This is a genomic window from Pseudacidovorax intermedius, from assembly GCF_001476815.1.
GTDB classification, from domain to species: domain Bacteria; phylum Pseudomonadota; class Gammaproteobacteria; order Burkholderiales; family Burkholderiaceae_C; genus Xenophilus; species Xenophilus intermedius_A.
Map to the genome: position 1 here is coordinate 20787 of NZ_LDSL01000073.1, position 20691 is coordinate 41477.

A 20691-nucleotide genomic window follows, 5' to 3' on the forward strand; every position below is an offset into this window, starting at 1 on the left:
CTGCCGCCGTCGGCGGCCGGCCTTTCGTCAGTAAATGTTAACCAGTGTATTTAATTACTAAGCATTTGATGCAATGATGGGGGGTTTCGCGGGGCTTTTGATTCGAAAGTTCTCTTTTTTGCACCGCGATCATGAGCTCGGCATCAACAGGGGGTTCTGCTCCTACCTGGCACGCAGCCCAGGCGACATAGGATTTACGGAGTCCATTCGTGTTTACCCTATACCCATCCAGGAGTGCCCGTGCCCTTCACCGTCGCCGACCTGCTTGCCCACACCCTTGCCGACCTCGGCGTCCAGCGCATCTGGGGCGTCACCGGCGACAGCCTCAACGGGCTGAACGACAGCCTGCGGCGGCTGGGCCGCATCGACTGGATGCACGTGCGCCATGAGGAAGCGGCCGCCTTCGCCGCCGGTGCCGAGGCCGCACTGACCGGCGAGCTGGCCGTGTGCGCCGGCAGTTGCGGCCCGGGCAACCTGCACCTGATCAACGGCCTGTTCGACTGCCAGCGCAACCACGTGCCGGTGCTGGCCATCGCCGCGCACATCCCGTCGTCGGAGATCGGCCTGGGCTATTTCCAGGAAACGCATCCGCAGGAGCTGTTCCGCGAGTGCGCGGACTATGTGGAACTGGTGTCCAACCCGGCGCAGATGCCGGCGGTGCTGCATCGGGCCATCCAGACCGCCGTCGGGCGGCGCGGCGTGGCGGTGCTGGTCATTCCCGGCGACGTGGCGCTGGCCGCCGCGCCGGTGGACAAGGCCCCGCGCCTGCCCCTGGCCCCGTCGCCCCGCATCGTGCCGCCCGAGCCGGCGCTGCGCGAACTGGCGGCCCACCTGAACGGGGCCCGCGCCATCACCCTCCTGGCCGGCAGCGGCTGCGCCGGCCACCACGATGCCGTCGTGGCGCTGGCCGAGCGGCTCAAGGCGCCCATCGTCCATGCCCTGCGTGGCAAGGAACACGTGGAATGGGACAACCCCTACGACGTCGGCATGACGGGCCTGATCGGCTTCGCTTCCGGCTACCACGCGATGGAGAAGGCCGACACGCTGCTGATGCTGGGCACCGACTTTCCCTACCGCAACTTCTATCCGACGGACGCGCACATCGTGCAGATCGACCGCGACCCCGCCGCCCTGGGCCGCCGGGCCACGCTGGCGCAGGGCCTGGTCGGCGACGTGGGCGACACCATCGCCGCCCTGCTGCCGCTGCTGGAGGCGCACGAGGACCGCGGCTTCCTCGACGCCGCCCTCGCCCACTACGCCAAGGCGCGAACGGGCCTGGACGAGCTGGCGGTGCCCGCCGGCGCCGGCCGCCCGCTGCACCCCCAGTACGTGGCCGAGCGCATCAGTGCGCTGGCCGCCGACGACGCCGTCTTCACGGCCGACGTGGGCACGCCGACGGTCTGGGCGGCGCGCTACCTGAAGATGAACGGCCGGCGCCGGCTGATCGGCTCCTTCAACCACGGCTCCATGGCCAACGCCATGCTGCAGGCCATGGGCGCCCAGGCGGCGGCGCCGGGGCGGCAGGTCGTCTCCCTGTCGGGCGACGGCGGCTTCACCATGATGATGGGTGACTTCCTCAGCTTGGTGCAGCTGGGCCTGCCGGTGAAGGTGGTGGTGTTCGACAACGGCAGCCTCGGCTTCGTCGCCATGGAGATGAAGGCCGGCGGCTACCTGGACACCGGCACCGACCTGCACAACCCCGACTTCGCCGCCATGGCCGCCACCCTGGGCGTCGCCAGCTGGCGCGTGAACGACTCCGCCGAGCTCGACGGCGCCCTCGCCGCCGCCTTCGCCCACGACGGCCCCGCCCTGGTGGACGTGATCACGGCCAAGCAGGAACTGGTGCTGCCGCCCAGGATCCAGGCCGAGCAGGCCAAGGGCTTCAGCCTGTACCTGCTCAAGGCCATCATCAACGGGCGAGGGGACGAGGTGGTGGAGTTGGCGCGGACGAATCTGTTTCGGTGAAGCGGATGGCGCGGCACCGCATTCGCCGCGCGCCCGCTGGCGCCAGGGCCAGCGCGCCAGTCATCTACGGGTGGCCTGAAGGCCTCCAGCGGCCCGAGCCCTGGCAACGCCATGGCAATGCAATTGCATTACCATTCACGTCCGTTGTTTCGCCGGAAATCATGCTTATGCCCGCCATCCTGCAAGCCCAATCCACGCTGACCGACCGCTACCAGACCACGGTGCCGGAATCCGTGCGCCGCGCGTTGCGGCTGGGCAAGCGCGACCGGATCCACTACACGATCCGTCCCGACGGCGAGGTGGTGCTCACGCGCGCCGCCGCCGACGAAGACGGCGATCCGGCGCTGGCACCCTTCCTGGCGCTTTTGGCCCACGACATCGCCGCGCATCCCGAGCGGCTGCGTGCCGTCGACGAGGGACTGGTGCGGCGCATTCGGGACCTGGTCGGCACCACCGACCTCGACCTCGACGCCCCCTTGTCGGCAGACGACGAATGAGCGACGACGCGCCGCTCGTTGTCCACGGCTGGACGGTCTTCGCGCACCCGGTTTTCCTTGACCAGCTCGAAACCCTGACGGCGCAGGTCGATGCGCTGCGGCGCAAGGACCCGGCCGGCTACACCGGCAAGAACGCCACGAAGCGCCTGGCGGCCATCGCCAGACTGGCCTTCGACGTCATCCCCCAGGACCCTGCACGGCCCGAGTACCGCCAGGGCGCCACGCTGGGCGACGCGCATAAGCACTGGTTCCGCGCCAAGTTCTTCCAGCAGTACCGGCTGTTCTTCCGCTTCCATGCGCAAGCCAGGGTGATCGTGTTCGCGTGGGTCAACGACGAGGACACGAAACGCGCCTACGAGCGCACCGACGACGCCTACCGCGTGTTCCGGCGCATGCTCGACAACGGCCGGCCGCCATCGGACTGGGCCCAGTTGCTGGCCGAGGCCCAGGCCGAGCAGGAGCGTCTGGGACGGCTGGGGCCGCGCGAGGTTCGAGCGGCGCCCGCTCCACCATAATGTGCGACCCCGACGCGGCGCCTCCGCGCACACCGCTTGCTTCTCGCGCAGCGCGGGCGGTGCCCCGTCCTCGGCGACACATCTGGACGGCGCCCGCCCGCCGACCCCGGCCCGCCTCCCCGCGAAGGCCCACCTTTTCCGGCGAGACACCACTGACTTGGACACCACAGACTTGACGCAGACCGCCGCGACATCGCCAGCGCTTGCCGCGCCCGACTTCTCCGCGCACACGCCGATGATGGCGCAGTATTTACGGCTGAAAGCCGACCATCCCGAGACGCTGCTGTTCTACCGGATGGGCGACTTCTACGAGCTCTTCTACGCCGATGCCGAGAAGGCCGCGCGGCTGCTCGACATCACGCTCACCACGCGCGGCCAGTCGGCCGGCGCGCCGGTGGTCATGGCCGGCGTGCCCTTCCATTCGGTCGACACCTACCTGGCCCGCCTGATCAAGCTGGGCGAGTCGGTCGCGATCTGCGAGCAGGTGGGCGAGGTTGGCGCCGCCAAGGGTCCGGTCGAGCGCAAGGTGGTGCGCGTGGTCACGCCCGGCACGCTCACCGATGCCGAACTGCTGGCCGACAAGAGCGATGCCATCCTGATGGCCGTGCATGCCGGCCCGCGCAACGTCTGCGGCCTGGCCTGGCTGAGCGTCACCGGTGCCGAGGTGCACCTGGCCGAATGCGAGGCCGATGCGCTCGACGGCTGGCTGCAGCGCGTGGGGCCGAGCGAACTGCTCTACAGCGCCGAGGTCACGCCGGCCTTCGAGCAGCGCCTCAAGCTGCAGCGCGAGCCGGGCGGCTTCACGCTCTCGGTGCGGCCCGCCTGGCAGTTCGACGCCGGCCTGGGCGAGCGCAAGCTGCGCGAGCAACTGGGCGCCGCCAGCCTGGCGGCCTGGGGCGCCGAATCGCTGGGCCAGGCCCATGCCGCCGCCGCCGCGCTGCTGGGCTATGCCGAGCACACGCAGGGCCGCACGCTGTCGCACCTGCAGCGCCTGGCCGTCGAGCGCGACGGCGAACTGATCGGCCTGCCCGCCACCACGCGCCGCAACCTGGAACTGGTGCAGACGCTGCGCGGCGAAGACGCGCCCACCCTCTTCTCGCTGCTGGACACCTGCATGACCGGCATGGGCAGCCGCATGCTCAAGCGCTGGCTGCTGGCGCCGCGCCGCGACCGGGCCGAGGCCCAGGCCCGGCTGGGCGCCATCGCCGCCCTGCGCGCACCAGCGCCGGGCGAGACCGCCGCGCCCTGGAAGTTGCTGCGCGAGCAGCTCAAGAACACCAGCGACGTGGAACGCATCGCCGCCCGCGTCGCGCTGCGCCAGGTGCGCCCGCGCGAACTGGTCGCGCTGCAGCTGGCGCTGGCCAAGTGCGGGCATGTGGCGCCGCTGCTGCCGACGGCCGCGCCGCTGCTGGGCTACTTCGCCGAAGAACTGGTGCCGCCGCCCGGCTGCGCCGAGTTGCTGGCGCGCGCCATCCAGCCCGAGCCCGCCGCGCTGATCCGCGAAGGCGGCGTGATCGCCACCGGCTTCGACGCCGAGTTGGACGAGCTGCGCGCCATCGGCGAGAACTGCGACGGCTTCCTGCTGGAGCTGGAGACGCGCGAGCGCGCGCTCACGGGCATCGCCAACCTGCGGGTGCAGTTCAACCGCGTGCACGGCTTCTACATCGAGATCACGCAGAGTGCCCTCTCGCGCGTGCCCGAGCATTACCGTCGCCGCCAGACACTGAAGAACGCCGAGCGCTTCATCACGCCCGAACTCAAGGCCTTCGAGGACAAGGCGCTGTCGGCGCAGGACCGCGCCCTGGCGCGCGAGAAGTGGCTCTACGAGCAGCTGCTCGACCAGCTGCAGCCGCACGTGCCGGCGCTCACGCGCGTGGCGGCGGCGCTGGCCTCGCTCGATGCGCTGGCGGCGCTGGCCGAGCGGGCCCACATGCTGAACTGGAACGCGCCCAGCTTCGTGGCCCATCCCTGCATCGAGATCGAGCAGGGCCGCCATCCGGTGGTGGAAGCGCGCCTGGCCGAAAAATCCAGCGGCGCCTTCATCGCCAACGACACGCGCCTGGGGCCCAGCCAGCGCATGCAGGTCATCACCGGGCCCAACATGGGCGGCAAGTCGACCTACATGCGGCAGGTGGCCATCATCGTGCTGCTGGCCTCCATCGGCTCCTGCGTGCCGGCGGCCAGTTGCCGGCTGGGGCCCATCGACGCCATCCACACCCGCATCGGCGCGGCCGACGACCTGGCCAATGCCCAGTCCACCTTCATGCTGGAGATGACCGAGGCCGCGCAGATCCTGCATTGCGCCACGCCGCATTCGCTGGTGCTGATGGACGAGATCGGCCGCGGCACCAGCACCTTCGACGGCCTCGCGCTGGCGGCGGGCATCGCGGCGCACCTGCACGACAAGACCAAGTCCTTCACGCTCTTCGCCACGCACTATTTCGAGCTGACGGAGTTCCCGGCCACGCACCGCGCGGCGCTCAACATGCACGTGAGCGCGACCGAGAGCGGCCGCGACATCGTCTTCCTGCACGAGATGCAACCGGGGCCTGCCAGCCGCAGCTACGGCGTCCAGGTGGCGCGGCTGGCCGGCATGCCGGCGGCGGTGATCCACCATGCCCGCGGCGCGCTGGAGGCGCTGGAGTCGCAGCAGACCCAGGCGCAGGCCCAGGTCGACCTGTTCGCGCCGCCGCCCGCGGCCGAGGCGCCGCAGGAGAGCCCCGTAGAATCCGCCCTGGCCACGCTCGACCCCGATGCGATGAGCCCCCGCGAGGCGCTCGACGCGCTCTATACCCTCAAGAAGCTGCACCAACGCGAGCGGCGGGACTGACGCCTTCGCGGCCGGTCCGCGGCCCGCGCACCACCATGACGTACTGCGTAGGCATCAAACTCAACGCCGGCCTGGTCTTCCTGTCGGACTCCCGCACCAACGCGGGCGTGGACCACATCAGCACCTTCCGAAAGATGATCGTCTACGAGAAGGCCGGCGACCGCACGATGGTGCTGCTGTCGGCCGGCAACCTGTCGATCTCGCAGTCGGTGCGCGAGATCCTGCAGATCGAAGAACTGGAAGAGCGCGGCCGCGACGGCCCGCCCATCACGATCTGGAACGCCAGGAGCATGTTCGACGCCGCCCGCGTGCTGGGCTCGGCCGTGCGCCATGTCTACGACCGCGACGGCGAGGCGCTGAAGGCGGCCGGCGTGGACTTCAACGTCAGCTTCATCCTCGGCGGCCAGGTCAAGGGCGAGGGCATGCGGCTCTTCCTGGTCTATTCGGCCGGCAACTTCATCGAGGCCACGCCCGAGACGCCCTATTTCCAGATCGGCGAGGCCAAGTACGGCAAGCCGGTGCTCGACCGCGTGCTCACGCCCGACACCCCGCTGGACGAGGCCGCCAAGTGCGCGCTGGTGTCGATGGACTCGACCATGAAGTCCAACCTGTCCGTCGGCCTGCCGCTGGACCTGGTGGTCTACGAGGCCAACCGCCTGCAGACCGACAAGGTGATCTGCATCGACGCCGACAACCCCTACTTCCGCATGATCCGCGACGGCTGGGGCCGCAAGCTGCGCGAGGTGTTCGACAGCCTGGAAGACCCGGTCTGGAACGACGACCAGTCCGCGCACCCGCTGAAGATGCCGGCCGGCCGCCACGGCGCGCTGCGCAAGATCTCGACGCGGGACGAGAAGCTCATCTGAGAAGGCCAGTTTGCTCGGCCGCACCGGCGTCATCCGCACCTCGTGAGCCGAGCGCACGGCACTGCGCCAACCCGGTGCCTGCCTTTGCCGCCGCCCGATTCCCGCATCCATAGACTGCTGCCGACCGTGCCCGCCTCCGCGTCCCCGTCATCCGCCGCGGCCCCGCTGCCGCCCATCGTCTTCTCGCACGGCAACAGCTTTCCTGCCAGCACCTACCGGGTGATGCTCGACAGCCTGCGCGCCCGCGGCTTCGCGGTGCATGCCATCGAGAAGTTCGGCCATGACCCGCGCTTTCCGGTCACCGACAACTGGCCGCACCTGGTCGCGCAACTGGCCGAATTCGCCGCGCCCATCGCCGATGCGGCCGGCACCGCGCCCTTCCTCGTCGGCCATTCGCTGGGCGGCATCCTGAGCGTGATGTGCGCCTCGCAGCATCCGCTGCTGGCCCGCGGCGTGGTGATGATCGATTCGCCCATCATCGACGGCTGGCGCGCCGGCACGCTGGGGCTGGTCAAGCGCACGCCGCTGATGCGCCGCGTGTCGCCCGGCATGGTCAGCCGCAGGCGCCGCGACAGCTGGCAGGACCGAGAGGCCGTGTTCGAGCACTTCCGCCACAAGAAGGCTTTCGCGCGCTGGGACCCGCAGGTGCTGCACGACTACATCGACCACGGCACCTTCGTGCACGGCGATGCGCGCGCCCTCGCCTTCGACCGCGACGTCGAGACCGCGATCTACGACAACCTGCCCGACAACATCGGCCGCCTGCTGCGCAGCAGGCCGCTGCAGTGCGCCTGCGCCTTCATCGGCGGCCGCCAGTCGGTGGAGATGAAGCGCGCCGGCATGGCCGCGACGCTGCGGCTGACGCGTGGGCGCATCAGCATGCTGGACGGCACGCACCTGTTTCCGATGGAAAAGCCCATCGCGACCGCCGCCGCCATCGAGGCGACGCTGCGCAACCTGCTCTGAGCCCTTCCGCGGGCCGATCGGCCCCAGACCGTTCGGGCTGAGCCTGTCGAAGCCGGGACGCGATGCCCGGCCCCAGACCGAAGCGTCCGTTCCTCAATCCGCCCAGACGACCAGCCCGCTCCACGCCGTGCCCAGCACGATCAGGCCGAACACGATGCGGTACCAGGCGAAGGGAATGAAGCTGTGGGTGGAGATGTAGCGCAGCAGCCAGCGCACGCACAGCCAGGCACTGATGAAGGAGAACACCAGGCCGACGGCGAACATCGGGATGTCCGCCACCGACAGCAGCGCCCGCTCCTTGTAGAGGCTGTAGACGCCGGCCCCGATCAGCGTCGGGATGGCCAGGAAGAAGGAGAAGTCGGTCGCCGCCTTGCGCGACAGGCCCAGCAGCATGCCGCCGATGATGGTGGAGCCGCTGCGGCTCGTGCCCGGGATCATGGCGAAGCACTGCACCAGGCCGACCTTGAGCGCGTCCAGGGGCGTCATGTCGTCCACGTGCTCCACGCGCACGGCGCCGGGCGGCCGCTTCTCGGCCCACAGGATGATGAAGCCGCCGATGATGAAGGTGCTGGCCACCACCGTCGGAATGAACAGGTGCGCCTTGATCGCCTTGCCGAACAGCAGGCCCAGCACCACGGCCGGCAGGAAGCCGATGAACACGTTGAGCGCGAAGCGCTGCGCCTTGCGCTGGCGCGGCAGCGCCACCACGGTGGACTTGATCTTCTGCCAGTACACCAGGATCACCGCGAAGATCGCGCCCGTCTGGATGGCGATGTCGAAGACCTTGGCCTTGCCGTCATCGAAGCCCAGGAGCGAGCCCGCCAGGATCAGGTGGCCGGTCGACGAGATGGGAAGGAACTCGGTCAGCCCCTCCACGATGCCCATGATGGCGGCTTTGGCCAGCAACACGATGTCCAAGCGGTACTCCTTCTTTTTTCAGTTCGGGCCGCCTGCACACGGATGGGCAGCCCCACGGTCGACGACGGCGACCGGCGACAAACAAAAAAGCCGCTGCGGACATGACTCCGCAGCGGCTTCCAGACTTTTGATAGTGGTCGGTGTGAAAGGATTCGAACCTTCGACCCCTTGCACCCCATGCAAGTGCGCTACCAGGCTGCGCCACACACCGAAGCCATAAAGTATATACCGGGATTGCTTTGCTGGACAGCGCCCCACCGATAAATTGTGCGGTCGTCACGCGGCACACATCCGTGCACCGGCCATGCCTGCCGGGCGATCAGTCGAGCGTCAGCAGCTCGCGGATCTCCACCAGTTCCCGGCGCAGCAGGGCCACCGGGTAGTCGCCGGAGATGAGGGGCAGCGGCGAGCCCATGACCAGTTCGGCCCCCGCCGACACGCGGTGCGCAGAACTGCGCGCGCTGGCCACGAACTCCGCCGCCTGGTCGGCCGCGATGTCTGCGGGCGCATCGCCCGGCAGCAGGTCGCCGAAGCCCTGCTCGTCGTCATCCGGCTGTTCGGCGAAGCCGGGCACGCCGCCGGCGGCCTCGTCCGCCAGAGCCTCGCCACCGCGCCGTCTGCGCTCGCGCTCGGCCTGCGCCAGTTCCTGCAGGCGGTTGCGCGCGCCGCTGATCGTGAAGCCCTGTTCGTAGAGCAGGTCGCGGATGCGCCGGATCATCAGCACCTCGTGGTGCTGGTAGTAGCGGCGGTTGCCCCGACGCTTCATGGGACGCAGCTGCGTGAACTCCTGCTCCCAGTAGCGCAGCACGTGCGGCTTCACCCCGCACAGTTCCGCCACCTCACCGATGGTGAAGTAGCGCTTGACGGGAATCGGAGGGAGGCTGTTCTCCATCGAAATCAACACGGTGCTGGGCAAACGTGCGAGGTTACTCCAGCGTCGGCAACGAAACCAGCCGGAGCCCGATCAAAGTGCAGCATGGTTGTCACGAGCGCTTCGAAGTGTCACCCGAAGGTACTCAGCCAGCACGGGCCGCGCACGCAACGACGTGGTTCAGCCGGCCTGCGGCACCACGGACTCGGGCGCGGCATCGTCCGCCTGCATGGACACCGCACCCTCCACACCTTCATGCAGCTGCTCCTTGAGCTTGGCACTGGCGTGGAAGATCGCGACCCGCCGCGGGCCGATGGGGATAGACTCGCCTGTGCGCGGATTGCGCCCCGGCCGGGCGGCCTTGGTGCGGATCTGGAAGTTGCCGAAGCCGGAGATCTTCACCTCGTCGCCCTCGATCAGCCGCTGGCCGATGACGTCGAAGAAGGCCTCGACCATGTCCTTGGCCTCGCGCTTGTTCAGGCCGATCTGCTCGAACAGCAGCTCCGACAGCTGGGCCTTGGTGAGCGCCGGCGTCTCGATGGCGTCGATCTTGAATTCCATGTCGTCGTCGTCCCGGTTTCAGCCGCGCAGGCGGGCGCCCACCTGCTGCTGGGCCTTGGCCACGATGGCGGCCACGGCGGCATCGACCTGTTCGTCGGTCAGCGTGGCCTCGCCCAGGAAGGCCAGGCGCACGGCCATGCTCTTTTCGCCCGCCGCCAGTGCGCCGGGTGCGGCGGCCGTGGTCTCGGGCGCCGGCCGGTAGATGTCGAACAGCGCCGCATCGCGCAGCAGGCCGCCCGTGTCGGCGGCGCGCACGGCGTCCAGCAGCGCATCGTGGCTCACCGATTCGGCCACCACCACGGCGATGTCTCGCTCCACGGCCTGGTGGCGCGGCACCGGGCGCAGAGCCGGCATGGCCCGCGCCGTCACGGCGTCGAGCGACAGTTCGAACAGCATGGGCGCGAAGGGCAGCTCCCACTGCTGGCGCCAGCGCGGATGCAACTCGCCGATGAAGCCGGCCGGCTGGCCGTCCACGAGCACGCGGGCACAGCGGCCGGGGTGCAGCGCGGGATGCTCGGCCGATTCGAAGCGCACGGCGCGCGGCGCGAGCAGCGCCTCGACATCGCCCTTGGCGTCGTAGAAGTCCACGCGCTGCGGCCTGCCGTCCCAGCGGGCGGCTTCGTCGTCGCCCCAGGCCAGGCCGGCCACGTGCACCGGCTGGCGCACGCCCTTGACGCTGCTGTCGCCAGTCACGACGGTGTCGTCGCGCATGAACACGCGGCCCACCTCGAACACCCGCACACGCGGTGCCTTCCGGTCCAGGTTGAACTTGAGCACGGCCAGCAGCGAGCCCACGAGCGACGAGCGCATCACGCTCATCTGGCTGGCGATGGGATTGAGCAGCTGCACCGGGTCGGCGTTGCCGGCCAGGTCGCGCTCCCACGCGGCTTCGACGAAGCTGAAGTTGATCGTCTCCTGGTAGCCCAGGTCGGCCAGCCGGTGGCGCACGGCGAAGCGGCTGCGCTGCGACTCGGACAGCACGCGGGCGCGGATCGGCGCCAGCGGCGGCGTGGACGGCAGGTTGTTGTAGCCGACCAGGCGCGCGACTTCCTCGATCAGGTCTTCCTCGATGGCGATGTCGAAGCGGTGCGGCGGCGGCGTGACGGTGAGCGTGCCCTCGCCTTGGGTGAAGTCGAGGTGCAGCTTGCGCAGCACGTCGGCGCACTGGGCCTGGGTGATCGGCATGCCGATCACGCGCTCGGCGCGGGCCACGCGCAGCGTGACGGGCGCGGCCTCGGGCGACCGCAGCACCTGGTCGTCGATGGGGCCGGCCTGGCCGCCGCAGATCTCCTGCACCAGTCGGGTGATGCGCTCGATCATGGCCACGGTGCGGCTCGGATCCACGCCGCGCTCGAAGCGGTGGCCGGCGTCGGTCGAGAAGTTGAAGCGGCGCGAGCGGCCCTGGATGGCGGCGGGCCACCAGAAGGCGGCCTCGATGTAGATGCTCGAGGTGTCGTCGGAGACGGCGGTGGCGTCGCCGCCCATGATGCCGGCCAGGGACTCCACCTCGCGCTCATCCGCGATCACACCCACCTGATCGTCGACCGTGACGGTGTTGCCGTTGAGCAGCTTGAGCGGCTCGCCGGGCTTGCCCCAACGCACCGTCAGGCCGCCATGGATCTTGTCCAGGTCGAAGATGTGCGAGGGCGAGCCGTACTCGAACATCACGTAGTTGGAGATGTCCACCAGCGGCGACACGCTGCGCTGGCCGCAGCGCGCCAGGCGGTCGACCATCCAGGCCGGCGTGGCCGCGCGCGTGTTCACGCCGCGCACGATGCGGCCGGAGAAACGGCCGCACAGGTCAGCGGCTTCGACGCGCACCGGCAGCGTGTCGTCCAGCTGCGGCTGCACCGGCTCGATGGCCGGCGTCTGCAGCGGCGCGCCGGTCAGCGCCGACAGCTCGCGCGCGATGCCGTAGACCGACAGGCCGTGCGCGAGGTTGGGCGTGAGCTTGATGGTGAGCAGCACGTCGTCCAGCTGCAGCAGTTCGCGCACGTCGGCACCGACGGGCGCGTCGCCGGCCAGCTCCAGCAGGCCGCCGTGGTCCTCGCTCAGGCCCAGCTCGCGGGCGGAGCACAGCATGCCCTGGCTTTCCACGCCGCGCAGCTTGCCCAGCTTGATCTTGAAGGGCTTGCCGTCCTCGCCGGGCGGCAGCTCGGCACCGACCAATGCGCAGGGCACCTTGATGCCCACGCGGGCATTGGGTGCGCCGCAGACGATGTTCAGCAGGGCGCCCTGGCCGGCGTCCACCTGGCACACGCGCAGGCGGTCGGCATTGGGATGCTGCACGGCCTCCTTGATCTCGCCGACGACGATCTTGGTGAAGGGCGGCGCGGCGGGACGGCGCTCCTCCACCTCGAAGCCGCCCATGGTCAGCGTGTCGGCCAGGGCTTCGGAGGACAGGGGCGGATTGCAGAAGGCACGCAGCCAGGATTCGGGGAATTGCATCGGGTCGCCCTCGTCTTATTGGAATTGGTTCAGGAAGCGCAGGTCGCCGTCGAAGAAGAGGCGCAGGTCGCTCACGCCGTAGCGCAGCATGGCCAGGCGGTCGATGCCCGAACCGAAGGCGAAACCGATGTACTTCTCGGGATCCAGGCCCATGTTGCGCACCACCTGCGGATGCACCTGGCCGGAGCCCGACACCTCCAGCCAGCGGCCGGCCAGCGGACCCTGCTCGAACATGATGTCGATCTCGGCGCTGGGCTCGGTGAAGGGGAAGTAGCTGGGACGGAAGCGCAGCTTGAGCGCGCTGGTCTCGAAGAAGGCCTGGATGAAGTCCAGGTACATCACCTTCAGGTCCTTGAAGCTGACGTTCTGGCCGATCCACAGGCCTTCGACCTGGTGGAACATGGGCGAGTGCGTGGCGTCGCTGTCCACCCGGTAGGTGCGGCCCGGCGCGATCACGCGGATGTCGGGCATGGTCTCCTGGCCGGCGTACTGGCGTGCATGGGCCTGGGCATAGCGCACCTGCATCGGCGAGGTGTGGGGCCGCAGGTTGAACAGCTGGCCGTCGTCGTCCTTCATGTCGACGTAGAAGGTGTCCTGCATCGAGCGGGCCGGATGGTTCGGCGGGTTGTTCAGCGAGGTGAAGCTGAACCAGTCGGTCTCGATCTCCGGGCCGTCGGCCACGTCGAAGCCCATGCTGGCGAAGATGGCCTCGATGCGCTCCTGCGCGCGCGCCACCGGGTGCAGGCCGCCCCCGGCGCGGCGCCGGCCGGGCAGCGTGACGTCGAGCGCCTCGGCCTGCAGTTGGGCATTGAGCTCGGCATCGGCCAGTTCCTGGCGGCGGGCCGTGAGCGCGGCCTCGATGGCCTGCTTGGCCACGTTGATGGCGGCCCCGCGGCTCTTCTTCTCGTCGACCGGCAACTGGGCCAGGCCCTTCATCAGTTCCGTGACGCGGCCGGACTTGCCCAGGAACTGCGCCTTCGCGTTCTCGAGCTCAGCGGGTGCCCGGGCGCCGGCGAAGGCGGCACGGGCTTGGTCGACCAGGGTGTCCAGTTCGTTCATGGAATGCGTGCGATGCGGAGAAATGGAGAGGGCCGGCACGGCGGGCATCGGCGCACCGGTCGGGCGGCGATGCAGCGGCGGCAGGCCCAGGAAAAACTGCCCACGGCTCCCACTGCGGGGGATCGCGCCCCGGGAGGGACGCCCTTCATCGCGGGACGGTCCGGCGATGAAAAAGGGCCGGAGCTTTTTCAAGCGCCAGCCCTGGAACCGTTGACGTGCGCGGCTCCGCCGGAGCGGGCGCGCACTGTGCGGAATCAAGCAGCCAGCTTGGCCTTGACCTGCTCCACGATGCCGGCGAAAGCGGCCTTGTCGTGCACGGCGATGTCGGCGAGGACCTTGCGGTCGATCTCGATGCCGGCCTTGCGGATGCCGTTGGCGAACTGGCTGTAGGTCAGGCCCAGTTCACGGGAGGCGGCGTTGATACGCGCAATCCACAGCTGGCGGAACACGCGCTTCTTGGTGCGGCGATCGCGGTAGGCGTATTGGCCTGCCTTCATCACCGCCTGCTTGGCGATGCGGAAGACATTGCCGCGACGACCGCGGAAGCCCTTGGCCAGGGCGAGAACCTTCTTGTGGCGGGCGCGAGCGGTTACACCACGTTTGACGCGAGGCATATTGAATCCTTCCTAGTTCGTCGGTTGATCAAATGCCTTGGCCGGGCAGCATGGCGGCCATCGAAACCATGTTGGTCTCGTGAACCGACACCGCACCGCGCAGGTGGCGCTTGTTCTTGGTGGTCTTCTTGGTCAGGATGTGACGCTTGAAGGCTTGACCGCGCTTGACGGTGCCACCGGGACGAACGCGAAAACGTTTCTTCGCGCTGCTCTTGGTCTTCATCTTGGGCATGTGAATGCTCCTTTTACTTGTGCTCGCAAGGCGCCGGGAATCCTTCCCGGACTTGTTGGCCTCCGAGGCACTTCTTCATCCCGCCACCCGCGCCTTGCGGCGCCAGCGGCGAAATCCTTTGCAGGCAGGCGAAGCTCGCGCTTCAGGCCTGGCCGGACGTCGCCGGCTCGGCGGCCTTGGGAGCCGCCCCACCCTTCTTGCGGCCCGGCGCGATCATCATGATCATCTGCCGGCCTTCCAGCTTGGGGAACTGCTCGACCACGATGGCGTCGCCCAGTTCGTCCCGGATGCGCTGAAGCAGGGCCAGGCCCAGCTCCTGGTGCGTGATCTCGCGGCCGCGGAAGCGCAGCGTGATCTTGCACTTGTCGCCGTCGTCCAGAAAACGACGGATGTTGCGCATCTTGATGTTGTAGTCGCCATCGTCGGTACCGGGCCGGAACTTGACTTCCTTGACCTCGATGACCTTCTGCTTCGACTTCGCCTCGGCAGCCTTCTTCTGTTCGAGGAACTTGAACTTGCCGTACTCGATCAACCGGCAGACCGGCGGATTGGCGGCCGCGACCACCTCGACCAGGTCCACGTCGTGCTCACCGGCAAGACGCAGGGCCTCGGACAGACTCACGACGCCCAGGGCCTCGTTTTCGGGTCCGAACAGGCGAACTTCCGGGGCCATGATTTCCCGGTTCAGGCGGTGTTGGCGTTCCTCGCGTTGGCGACGGTCGCGAAATGCAGTAGCGATGGCTTCAGTCCTTCATCAGATGCTACAAATTTTGTAGCTAAAACCGCTTTGGCGCGCGTCCAAGCGAAGCGCAGGACCGGACGGTGAAGCCCGGCCCTGACCGTTGTCAACGCTTGTTGGAGATGTCGTCGGCGATCTTTTGGGAGAACGCCTCCACCGACATGACACCGAGGTCGACATTGCCCCGGGCGCGCACCGCGACGGCACCCGCTTCCCGCTCCTTGTCGCCGACGACGAGGATGTAAGGAAGCTTTTGCAGCGAATGCTTTCGTATTTTATACGTGATCTTTTCGTTGTGCAGATCAAGCTGCACCCTAAGCCCTTGATGGCGCAGCGTTTTCGCAACTTCCGCCGCGTAGTCGGCCTGTGCGTCCGTGATGTTGAGCACCGAAACCTGCACCGGCGCGAGCCAGGCGGGCATGGCGCCGGCGTGGTGTTCGATGAGCATGCCGATGAAGCGCTCGAGGCTGCCGACGATGGCGCGGTGCAGCATCACCGGGTGGGCACGGCCGCTCGACTCCGTCACGTATTCGGCGCCCAGGCGCTCGGCCATGTTGAAGTCCACCTGCATCGTGCCGCACTGCCACTGGCGGCCGATGGCGTCGCGCAGCGTGTACTCGATCTTGGGGCCGTAGAAGGCGCCATCGCCCGGCGCGATGACGAAGTCCACGCCCGAGCGGCGCAGCGCTTCCATCAGCGCGCTTTCGGCCTTGTCCCAGAGCTCGTCCGAGCCGATGCGGTGCTCGGGCCGCGTGGCGACCTTGTAGAGGATGTCCGTGAAGCCGAAGTCCGAATACACCTTGAGCAGCTGCGACGTGTACGCCACGCATTCCTCGAGGATGTGGTCTTCCGTGCAGAAGATGTGGCCATCGTCCTGCGTGAAGCCGCGCACACGCATGATGCCGTGCAAGCCGCCGGAGGGTTCGTTGCGGTGGCACTGGCCGAACTCGCCGTAGCGCAGCGGCAGCTCGCGGTAGCTTCGCAGGTCGCTCTTGAAGATGAGCACGTGGCCCGGGCAGTTCATCGGCTTGAGCGCGTAGTCGCGCTTCTCCGATTCCGTGACGAACATGTTCTCGCGGTAGTTCTGCCAGTGGCCCGTCTTCTCCCACAGGCTCTTGTCGAGGATCTGCGGGCCCTTCACTTCCTGGTAGCCCGTGTCCTTGTAGACCTGGCGCATGTACTGCTCCACGGCCTGCCACAGCGCCCAGCCCTTGGGATGCCAGAAGACCACGCCGGGCGCGACGTCGTCGATGTGGAACAGGTCGAGTTCCTTGCCCAGCTTGCGGTGGTCGCGCTTCTCGGCTTCCTCGATGCGCTGGATGTACTGGTCGAGCTGCTTCTTGTCGGCCCAGGCCGTGCCGTAGATGCGCTGCAGCTGCTCGTTCTTGGCATCGCCGCGCCAGTAGGCGCCGGCCAGCTTCGTCAGCCGGAAGACCTTCAGGAAGCGCGTGTTGGGCACGTGCGGGCCGCGGCACATGTCCACGTATTCCTGGTGGTAGTACAGGCCCATGGCCTGCTCGTCGGGCATGTCCTCGACCAGGCGCAGCTTGTAGTCCTCGCCGCGGGACTTGAACACCTCGATCACCTCGGCGCGGGGCGTCATCTTCTTGATGACGTCGTAGTCCTGCGCGATCAGCTCCTTCATGCGCTGCTCAATGGCGGCCATGTCTTCGGGCGTGAAGGGGCGCTCGTACGAGATGTCGTAGTAGAAGCCCTCGTCGATCACCGGACCGATCACCATCTTGGCCGTGGGATAGAGCTGCTTGACCGCATGGCCGACCAGGTGGGCGCAGGAGTGGCGGATGATCTCCAGCCCTTCATCGTCCTTGGGCGTGATGATCTGCAGGCGGGCGTCGTGGTCGATGACGTCGCTGGCGTCCACCAGCTTGCCGTCCACCTTGCCGGCCACCGTGTTCTTGGCGAGGCCGGGGCCGATGGACTGGGCCACCTCGGCCACCGTCACGGGGCCGGGGTATTCGCGGCGGGAGTTGTCGGGAAGCGTGATCTGGATCATGGGAAACCTCGGGGCGGAAAACAAAAAAGCGCGGGGGTGAGCCGCGCTTGGTGCTGGATGAGCGAGCCGGACCTGCCGGCGCTGCGCGGGCCTACCGGCCGCTCCCCTCGGGAAGCGGACCGAACGATGCGGTGCCAGTAGTTCGCGGTGTCATAACCAGGTTGCCTTTCTCGCCCTTGTTGGTGGACAGACGTGAGCCGTGGATTGTAGCGGGCGCCTGCCTAAAGGCCTGCCGCGCCTGCCGACGCACAACGCGCTGTCGATGCAGATGAAGGCGGCGCCTGCGGATCGCAAGGGCCATCTCCGCCGAGTGCGCCGTCGAGCGCGCGAAAAGCAAAAAGGGCCCGGCCATCGGCCGAGCCCTGCTCTACGTTGCTGAGCGATCAGTGGAACTGCTCTTCCTCCGTCGAGCCGGTCAGCGCCTTCACGCTGGACGAGCCGCCCTGGATCACGGTGGTCACGTCGTCGAAATAGCCGGCGCCGACTTCCTGCTGGTGCGACACGAAGGTGTAGCCCTTTTCGCGGGCAGCGAACTCGGGCTCCTGCACCATCTCGGTGTAGTGCTTCATGCCCTCGCCGCGGGCATAGGCATGGGCGAACTGGAAGGTCTGGAACCAGTTGATGTGGATGCCGGCCAGCGTGATGAACTGGAACTTGTAGCCCAGTGCGGACAGATCTTCCTGGAACGAGGCGATCTGCTTTTCGTTCAGGTTCTTCTTCCAGTTGAAGGACGGCGAGCAGTTGTAGCTCAGCAGCTTGCCCGGGCAGGCGGCATGCACCGCCTGCGCGAATTCGCGGGCGAAGCCGATATCCGGCACGCCGGTTTCGCACCACACCAGGTCGGCGTAGGGCGCGTAGGCGACGCCGCGGCTGATGGACTGCTCCAGGCCATTCCTGACGCGGTAGAAGCCTTCCTGCGTGCGCTCGCCCGTGAGGAAGGGCTTGTCGTTGGCGTCGTGGTCGCTGGTGATCAGGTTGGCGGCCTCGGCATCGGTGCGCGCCAGCACGATGGAGGGCACGCCCATGACGTCGGCGGCGAAGCGCGCGGCGATCAGCTTCTCGACGGCTTCCTGCGTGGGCACCAGCACCTTGCCGCCCATGTGGCCGCACTTCTTGACGGCAGCCAGCTGGTCCTCGAAGTGCACGCCTGCGGCACCGGCCGCGATCATGTTCTTCATCAGCTCGAAGGCGTTGAGCACGCCACCGAAGCCGGCTTCCGCATCGGCCACGATGGGCAGGAAGTAGTCGACGAATTCCTGGTCGCCCGGGTTGATGCCGCGGCCCCACTGGATCTCGTCGGCGCGCTTGAAGGTGTTGTTGATGCGGCGGACCATGGTCGGCACCGAGTCGTAGGCGTACAGCGACTGGTCGGGGTACATGGTCTCGGAGGTGTTGCCGTCGGCGGCGACCTGCCAGCCCGACAGGTACACGGCTTCCAGGCCGGCCTTGGCCTGCTGCATGGCCTGGCCGGCGGAGATGGCGCCGAAGGCGTTGACGTAGCCCTTCTTGGCGCCGCCATTGATCTTCTCCCACAGCTTCTCGGCGCCGCGCTGGGCCAGGGTGTACTCGATGGGGAAGGAACCGCGCAGGCGGACCACGTCGGCGGCGCTGTAGCCGCGCTTCACGCCCTTCCAGCGCGGGTTGCTGGCCCAGTCCTTCTCGAGGGCGCTGATCTGCTGGTCGCGGCTGAGTTGTTCGCGGATGGCTTGAGGCATGGTGCTGGACTCCAAGGTTGCAATGAGTTGTCGGAAGACGGGGCAGCAAGCTCGCTGCTTGGCCTCTACTTTATGAGCATCTCTTGTGTCTTATGTCTTATATAAGACTTTTTTTAGTCTTTGATTTTCAATGACTTGGGCGCGTCATTCCGTAATGCGGAAGGCATTTTTTTGTGCCGCAATGCGGGAGTCGCCACTTTTCCCGTGTTTTTTCACACTATGGAAAGGCTTTTCCGTGCATGGAAGCAAGGAGGCACGACGCGACAGGGCCACGCTGCGCTGCCTTCTGCACGGGCCCAACAGCAGGCGCCGGCGCCGCTTCCCGGACGCGCTTCGCGCGACGCTGCGCTCAGACCGCAGGTGGCCGCCGGTCCGCCACATGCGCCAGCCAGTCGCCACCGCCGATCACAGGGCGGCCGGCAATGCGCGACGGATGGATTTCGTACACCAGGCAGTCCAGCGTGCCGCCGGCCTCCGTGCGCACGGCCACGCGGCGGCGCCGGTATTCGCCGTCGTCGTCCTCCCGCACCTCCTCGAGCCGGTCCAGTTGCCGTTCCAGCTCGGCCGTGACCGCATGCACCTCGCCGCGCACCGGGCCGCCGCCGCCCAGCACCAGGCCTGGGTAAGCACCCAGGTCATACAGCACGCCGTCCACCACGCCGTCGGCCACGTGTCGTGCTGGCGGCGGCCCGAAGCGGCGGATGTCGTTGCTGCCGCCCCGGCGCAACGTGCCGTAGACGAAGACCCGCCGCTCGGGCGCGGCGGCGAAGCAAGGTTCGGGAGGCGTGCTGGGCTCAGGCATGATCGACGGCCCGCGCGCCATGGCGGCGGGCCCGGCAAGGTCCGGGAAGAAGGAAGAGTCTAGTGACGCCGACGTCCACCGCATCGCCCACCGCCCCCCGCCTGATCTCCTATGCCTGCCTGGCGTTGAGCATGACGCTGGTGGGCTGCTACGTGGCCCTGTCCAAGCCGCTCGCCGCCACCTTCCCGGTGCTCCTGCTCGCCTGGCTGCGCTTCGGCATCGCGGCGCTCGCCATGCCGCACTGGCTGCGCAAGCCGCCCGACGAGCCGCCGATGACGGCGCGCACGCGCTTCCTGGTGTTCCTGGAATCCTTTCTCGGCAACTTCCTGTTCTCGATCTTCATGCTGTTCGGCGTGCGCATGACCAGCGCCGTGTCGGCGGGCGTGATCATGGCCGCGATACCGGCCGTCGTCGCCATCGGCAGTTGGCTCTTCCTGCGCGAGCGCGTCGGCACGCGCGTGGTGCTGGCCATCGGCTGCGCCGCTGCGGGCATCGGGCTGCTCGCGCTGGCGCCGCACCCCACCCATGCCAGTGGCGCAGGCGCCGCGCCGGCCCTGCCCTGGCTGGGCAACCTGTTGGTGTTCTGCGCCGTGGTGTGCGAAGCCGCCTATGCCGTCATCGGCAAGTCGCTCACCGGCCGGCTCGGGCCGCGGCGCATCTCGGCGCTGATCAACCTGTGGGGCTTCGTCCTGAGCCTGCCCTTCGGCGTGGTGCTGGCCTGGCACTTCGACTTCGCGGCCGTGCCGCTCGCGATGTGGGCGCTGCTGGTGGTGTATGCACTGGCCGCGAGCATCTGGACCGTGTGGCTCTGGATGACGGGCCTCAAAGGCGGCGTGCCCGCATCGCAGGCCGGCGTGTTCACGGTGATGCTGCCGGTGTCGGCCGCGCTCGTGGGCGTGTTCGTGCTGGGCGAGTCGCTGTCGTGGCTGCAGTCGATGGCCTTCGCCGCGGCACTCGCCGGCGTCGTGCTCGCGACATGGCCCGCGCGCGGCACGCCGCAGCCCCGGCGCACAGAGTGACGCGGCCGGGCCACATCCCCTCTGAAAAAGTGCGCAGCGCCCCTCGGAAAAGGCGTGTTC

18 protein-coding genes and 1 tRNA gene are annotated in these 20691 nt (G+C 68.2%); 7 read left to right on the forward strand and 12 right to left on the reverse strand.

Annotation, left to right across the window (positions count from 1 at the left end):
- Positions 1 to 240 precede the first annotated feature (240 nt).
- The 6 genes from poxB to NS331_RS12780 all read left to right on the forward strand — a co-directional run bounded on the left by poxB (position 241) and on the right by NS331_RS12780 (position 7639).
- Complete coding sequence (gene poxB, locus NS331_RS12755) at positions 241 to 1965, forward strand: ubiquinone-dependent pyruvate dehydrogenase (RefSeq protein ID WP_058642368.1); 1725 nt, start codon at positions 241 to 243, stop codon at positions 1963 to 1965.
- A 167-nt stretch (positions 1966 to 2132) separates the two neighbouring features.
- A complete protein-coding gene (locus NS331_RS12760) occupies positions 2133 to 2462 on the forward strand; it encodes a type II toxin-antitoxin system PrlF family antitoxin (RefSeq protein ID WP_058642369.1) in 330 nt (109 codons plus the stop codon).
- On the forward strand, positions 2459 to 2977 hold the full coding sequence (locus tag NS331_RS12765) for a type II toxin-antitoxin system YhaV family toxin (RefSeq protein ID WP_058642370.1): 519 nt from the start codon (positions 2459 to 2461) through the stop codon (positions 2975 to 2977). Before NS331_RS12760 ends, NS331_RS12765 begins: the two co-directional genes overlap by 4 nt.
- A 235-nt stretch (positions 2978 to 3212) precedes the next feature.
- Complete coding sequence (mutS, locus tag NS331_RS12770; protein ID WP_058642371.1) at positions 3213 to 5807, forward strand: DNA mismatch repair protein MutS; 2595 nt, start codon at positions 3213 to 3215, stop codon at positions 5805 to 5807.
- Between the two features lie 35 nt (positions 5808 to 5842).
- Positions 5843 to 6673, forward strand: coding sequence for a proteasome-type protease (locus NS331_RS12775; RefSeq protein WP_058642372.1), 831 nt, complete (start codon positions 5843 to 5845; stop codon positions 6671 to 6673).
- Between the two features lie 165 nt (positions 6674 to 6838).
- Complete coding sequence (locus NS331_RS12780; RefSeq protein WP_058642394.1) at positions 6839 to 7639, forward strand: alpha/beta fold hydrolase; 801 nt, start codon at positions 6839 to 6841, stop codon at positions 7637 to 7639.
- A gap of 93 nt (positions 7640 to 7732) precedes the next feature.
- Here NS331_RS12780 and NS331_RS12785 read toward each other — a convergent pair whose 3' ends face one another.
- The 12 genes from NS331_RS12785 to NS331_RS12840 all read right to left on the reverse strand — a co-directional run bounded on the left by NS331_RS12785 (position 7733) and on the right by NS331_RS12840 (position 19612).
- Positions 7733 to 8557 (reverse strand): undecaprenyl-diphosphate phosphatase, encoded by an 825-nt coding sequence (locus NS331_RS12785; RefSeq protein WP_058642373.1) that lies wholly within the window; start codon positions 8555 to 8557, stop codon positions 7733 to 7735.
- A 134-nt stretch (positions 8558 to 8691) separates the two neighbouring features.
- Positions 8692 to 8768 (reverse strand) — tRNA-Pro (locus NS331_RS12790).
- 108 nt (positions 8769 to 8876) lie between these two features.
- Positions 8877 to 9449: a MerR family transcriptional regulator gene (locus NS331_RS27475; protein ID WP_440589385.1), complete on the reverse strand. Its 573-nt coding sequence runs from the start codon at positions 9447 to 9449 to the stop codon at positions 8877 to 8879.
- A gap of 159 nt (positions 9450 to 9608) precedes the next feature.
- Positions 9609 to 9989, reverse strand: a complete 381-nt coding sequence (locus NS331_RS12800) for an integration host factor subunit alpha (RefSeq protein WP_058642374.1) — start codon at positions 9987 to 9989, stop codon at positions 9609 to 9611.
- A gap of 18 nt (positions 9990 to 10007) precedes the next feature.
- The gene (pheT, locus tag NS331_RS12805; RefSeq protein WP_058642375.1) at positions 10008 to 12437 is read right to left on the reverse strand and encodes a phenylalanine--tRNA ligase subunit beta; all 2430 of its coding nucleotides are present in this window, start codon (positions 12435 to 12437) and stop codon (positions 10008 to 10010) included.
- Between the two features lie 15 nt (positions 12438 to 12452).
- A complete protein-coding gene (gene pheS, locus NS331_RS12810; RefSeq protein WP_058642376.1) occupies positions 12453 to 13496 on the reverse strand; it encodes a phenylalanine--tRNA ligase subunit alpha in 1044 nt (347 codons plus the stop codon).
- 254 nt (positions 13497 to 13750) lie between these two features.
- Positions 13751 to 14110 carry a 50S ribosomal protein L20 gene (gene rplT, locus NS331_RS12815; RefSeq protein ID WP_028253492.1) on the reverse strand — a complete coding sequence of 120 codons (360 nt, stop codon included), beginning with the start codon at positions 14108 to 14110 and terminating at the stop codon, positions 13751 to 13753.
- Between the two features lie 28 nt (positions 14111 to 14138).
- The gene (gene rpmI / locus NS331_RS12820; protein ID WP_058642377.1) at positions 14139 to 14342 is read right to left on the reverse strand and encodes a 50S ribosomal protein L35; all 204 of its coding nucleotides are present in this window, start codon (positions 14340 to 14342) and stop codon (positions 14139 to 14141) included.
- Between the two features lie 142 nt (positions 14343 to 14484).
- Positions 14485 to 15081 carry a translation initiation factor IF-3 gene (gene infC, locus NS331_RS12825; protein WP_081682094.1) on the reverse strand — a complete coding sequence of 199 codons (597 nt, stop codon included), beginning with the start codon at positions 15079 to 15081 and terminating at the stop codon, positions 14485 to 14487.
- 106 nt (positions 15082 to 15187) lie between these two features.
- Positions 15188 to 17095, reverse strand: a complete 1908-nt coding sequence (gene thrS / locus NS331_RS12830) for a threonine--tRNA ligase (RefSeq protein WP_058642378.1) — start codon at positions 17093 to 17095, stop codon at positions 15188 to 15190.
- Between the two features lie 383 nt (positions 17096 to 17478).
- Positions 17479 to 18810 (reverse strand): isocitrate lyase, encoded by a 1332-nt coding sequence (aceA, locus tag NS331_RS12835; RefSeq protein ID WP_058642395.1) that lies wholly within the window; start codon positions 18808 to 18810, stop codon positions 17479 to 17481.
- A 349-nt stretch (positions 18811 to 19159) separates the two neighbouring features.
- Positions 19160 to 19612 carry a gamma-glutamylcyclotransferase family protein gene (locus NS331_RS12840; RefSeq protein WP_058642396.1) on the reverse strand — a complete coding sequence of 151 codons (453 nt, stop codon included), beginning with the start codon at positions 19610 to 19612 and terminating at the stop codon, positions 19160 to 19162.
- Positions 19613 to 19743: 131 nt separating this feature from the next.
- Between NS331_RS12840 and NS331_RS12845 the strand changes: the two genes are divergently transcribed.
- Positions 19744 to 20631, forward strand: a complete 888-nt coding sequence (locus NS331_RS12845; protein ID WP_058642397.1) for a DMT family transporter — start codon at positions 19744 to 19746, stop codon at positions 20629 to 20631.
- The last annotated feature ends 60 nt before the right edge of the window (positions 20632 to 20691 follow it).

Excerpts from the sequence above, each read along its gene's own strand:
- thrS (WP_058642378.1), bottom strand. The coding sequence starts at position 17,095 with ATGATCCAGATCACGCTTCCCGACAACTCCCGCCGCGAATACCCCGGC.
- NS331_RS12765 (WP_058642370.1), top strand. The coding sequence starts at position 2,459 with ATGAGCGACGACGCGCCGCTCGTTGTCCACGGCTGGACGGTCTTCGCG.
- NS331_RS12760 (WP_058642369.1), top strand. The coding sequence starts at position 2,133 with ATGCCCGCCATCCTGCAAGCCCAATCCACGCTGACCGACCGCTACCAG.
- aceA (WP_058642395.1), bottom strand. The coding sequence starts at position 18,810 with ATGCCTCAAGCCATCCGCGAACAACTCAGCCGCGACCAGCAGATCAGC.
- pheT (WP_058642375.1), bottom strand. The coding sequence starts at position 12,437 with ATGCAATTCCCCGAATCCTGGCTGCGTGCCTTCTGCAATCCGCCCCTG.
- NS331_RS27475 (WP_440589385.1), bottom strand. The coding sequence starts at position 9,449 with ATGGAGAACAGCCTCCCTCCGATTCCCGTCAAGCGCTACTTCACCATC.
- NS331_RS12840 (WP_058642396.1), bottom strand. The coding sequence starts at position 19,612 with ATGCCTGAGCCCAGCACGCCTCCCGAACCTTGCTTCGCCGCCGCGCCC.
- pheS (WP_058642376.1), bottom strand. The coding sequence starts at position 13,496 with ATGAACGAACTGGACACCCTGGTCGACCAAGCCCGTGCCGCCTTCGCC.
- rpmI (WP_058642377.1), bottom strand. The coding sequence starts at position 14,342 with ATGCCCAAGATGAAGACCAAGAGCAGCGCGAAGAAACGTTTTCGCGTT.
- NS331_RS12800 (WP_058642374.1), bottom strand. The coding sequence starts at position 9,989 with ATGGAATTCAAGATCGACGCCATCGAGACGCCGGCGCTCACCAAGGCC.
- NS331_RS12775 (WP_058642372.1), top strand. The coding sequence starts at position 5,843 with ATGACGTACTGCGTAGGCATCAAACTCAACGCCGGCCTGGTCTTCCTG.
- NS331_RS12845 (WP_058642397.1), top strand. The coding sequence starts at position 19,744 with ATGACGCTGGTGGGCTGCTACGTGGCCCTGTCCAAGCCGCTCGCCGCC.
- rplT (WP_028253492.1), bottom strand. The coding sequence starts at position 14,110 with ATGCCTCGCGTCAAACGTGGTGTAACCGCTCGCGCCCGCCACAAGAAG.
- mutS (WP_058642371.1), top strand. The coding sequence starts at position 3,213 with ATGATGGCGCAGTATTTACGGCTGAAAGCCGACCATCCCGAGACGCTG.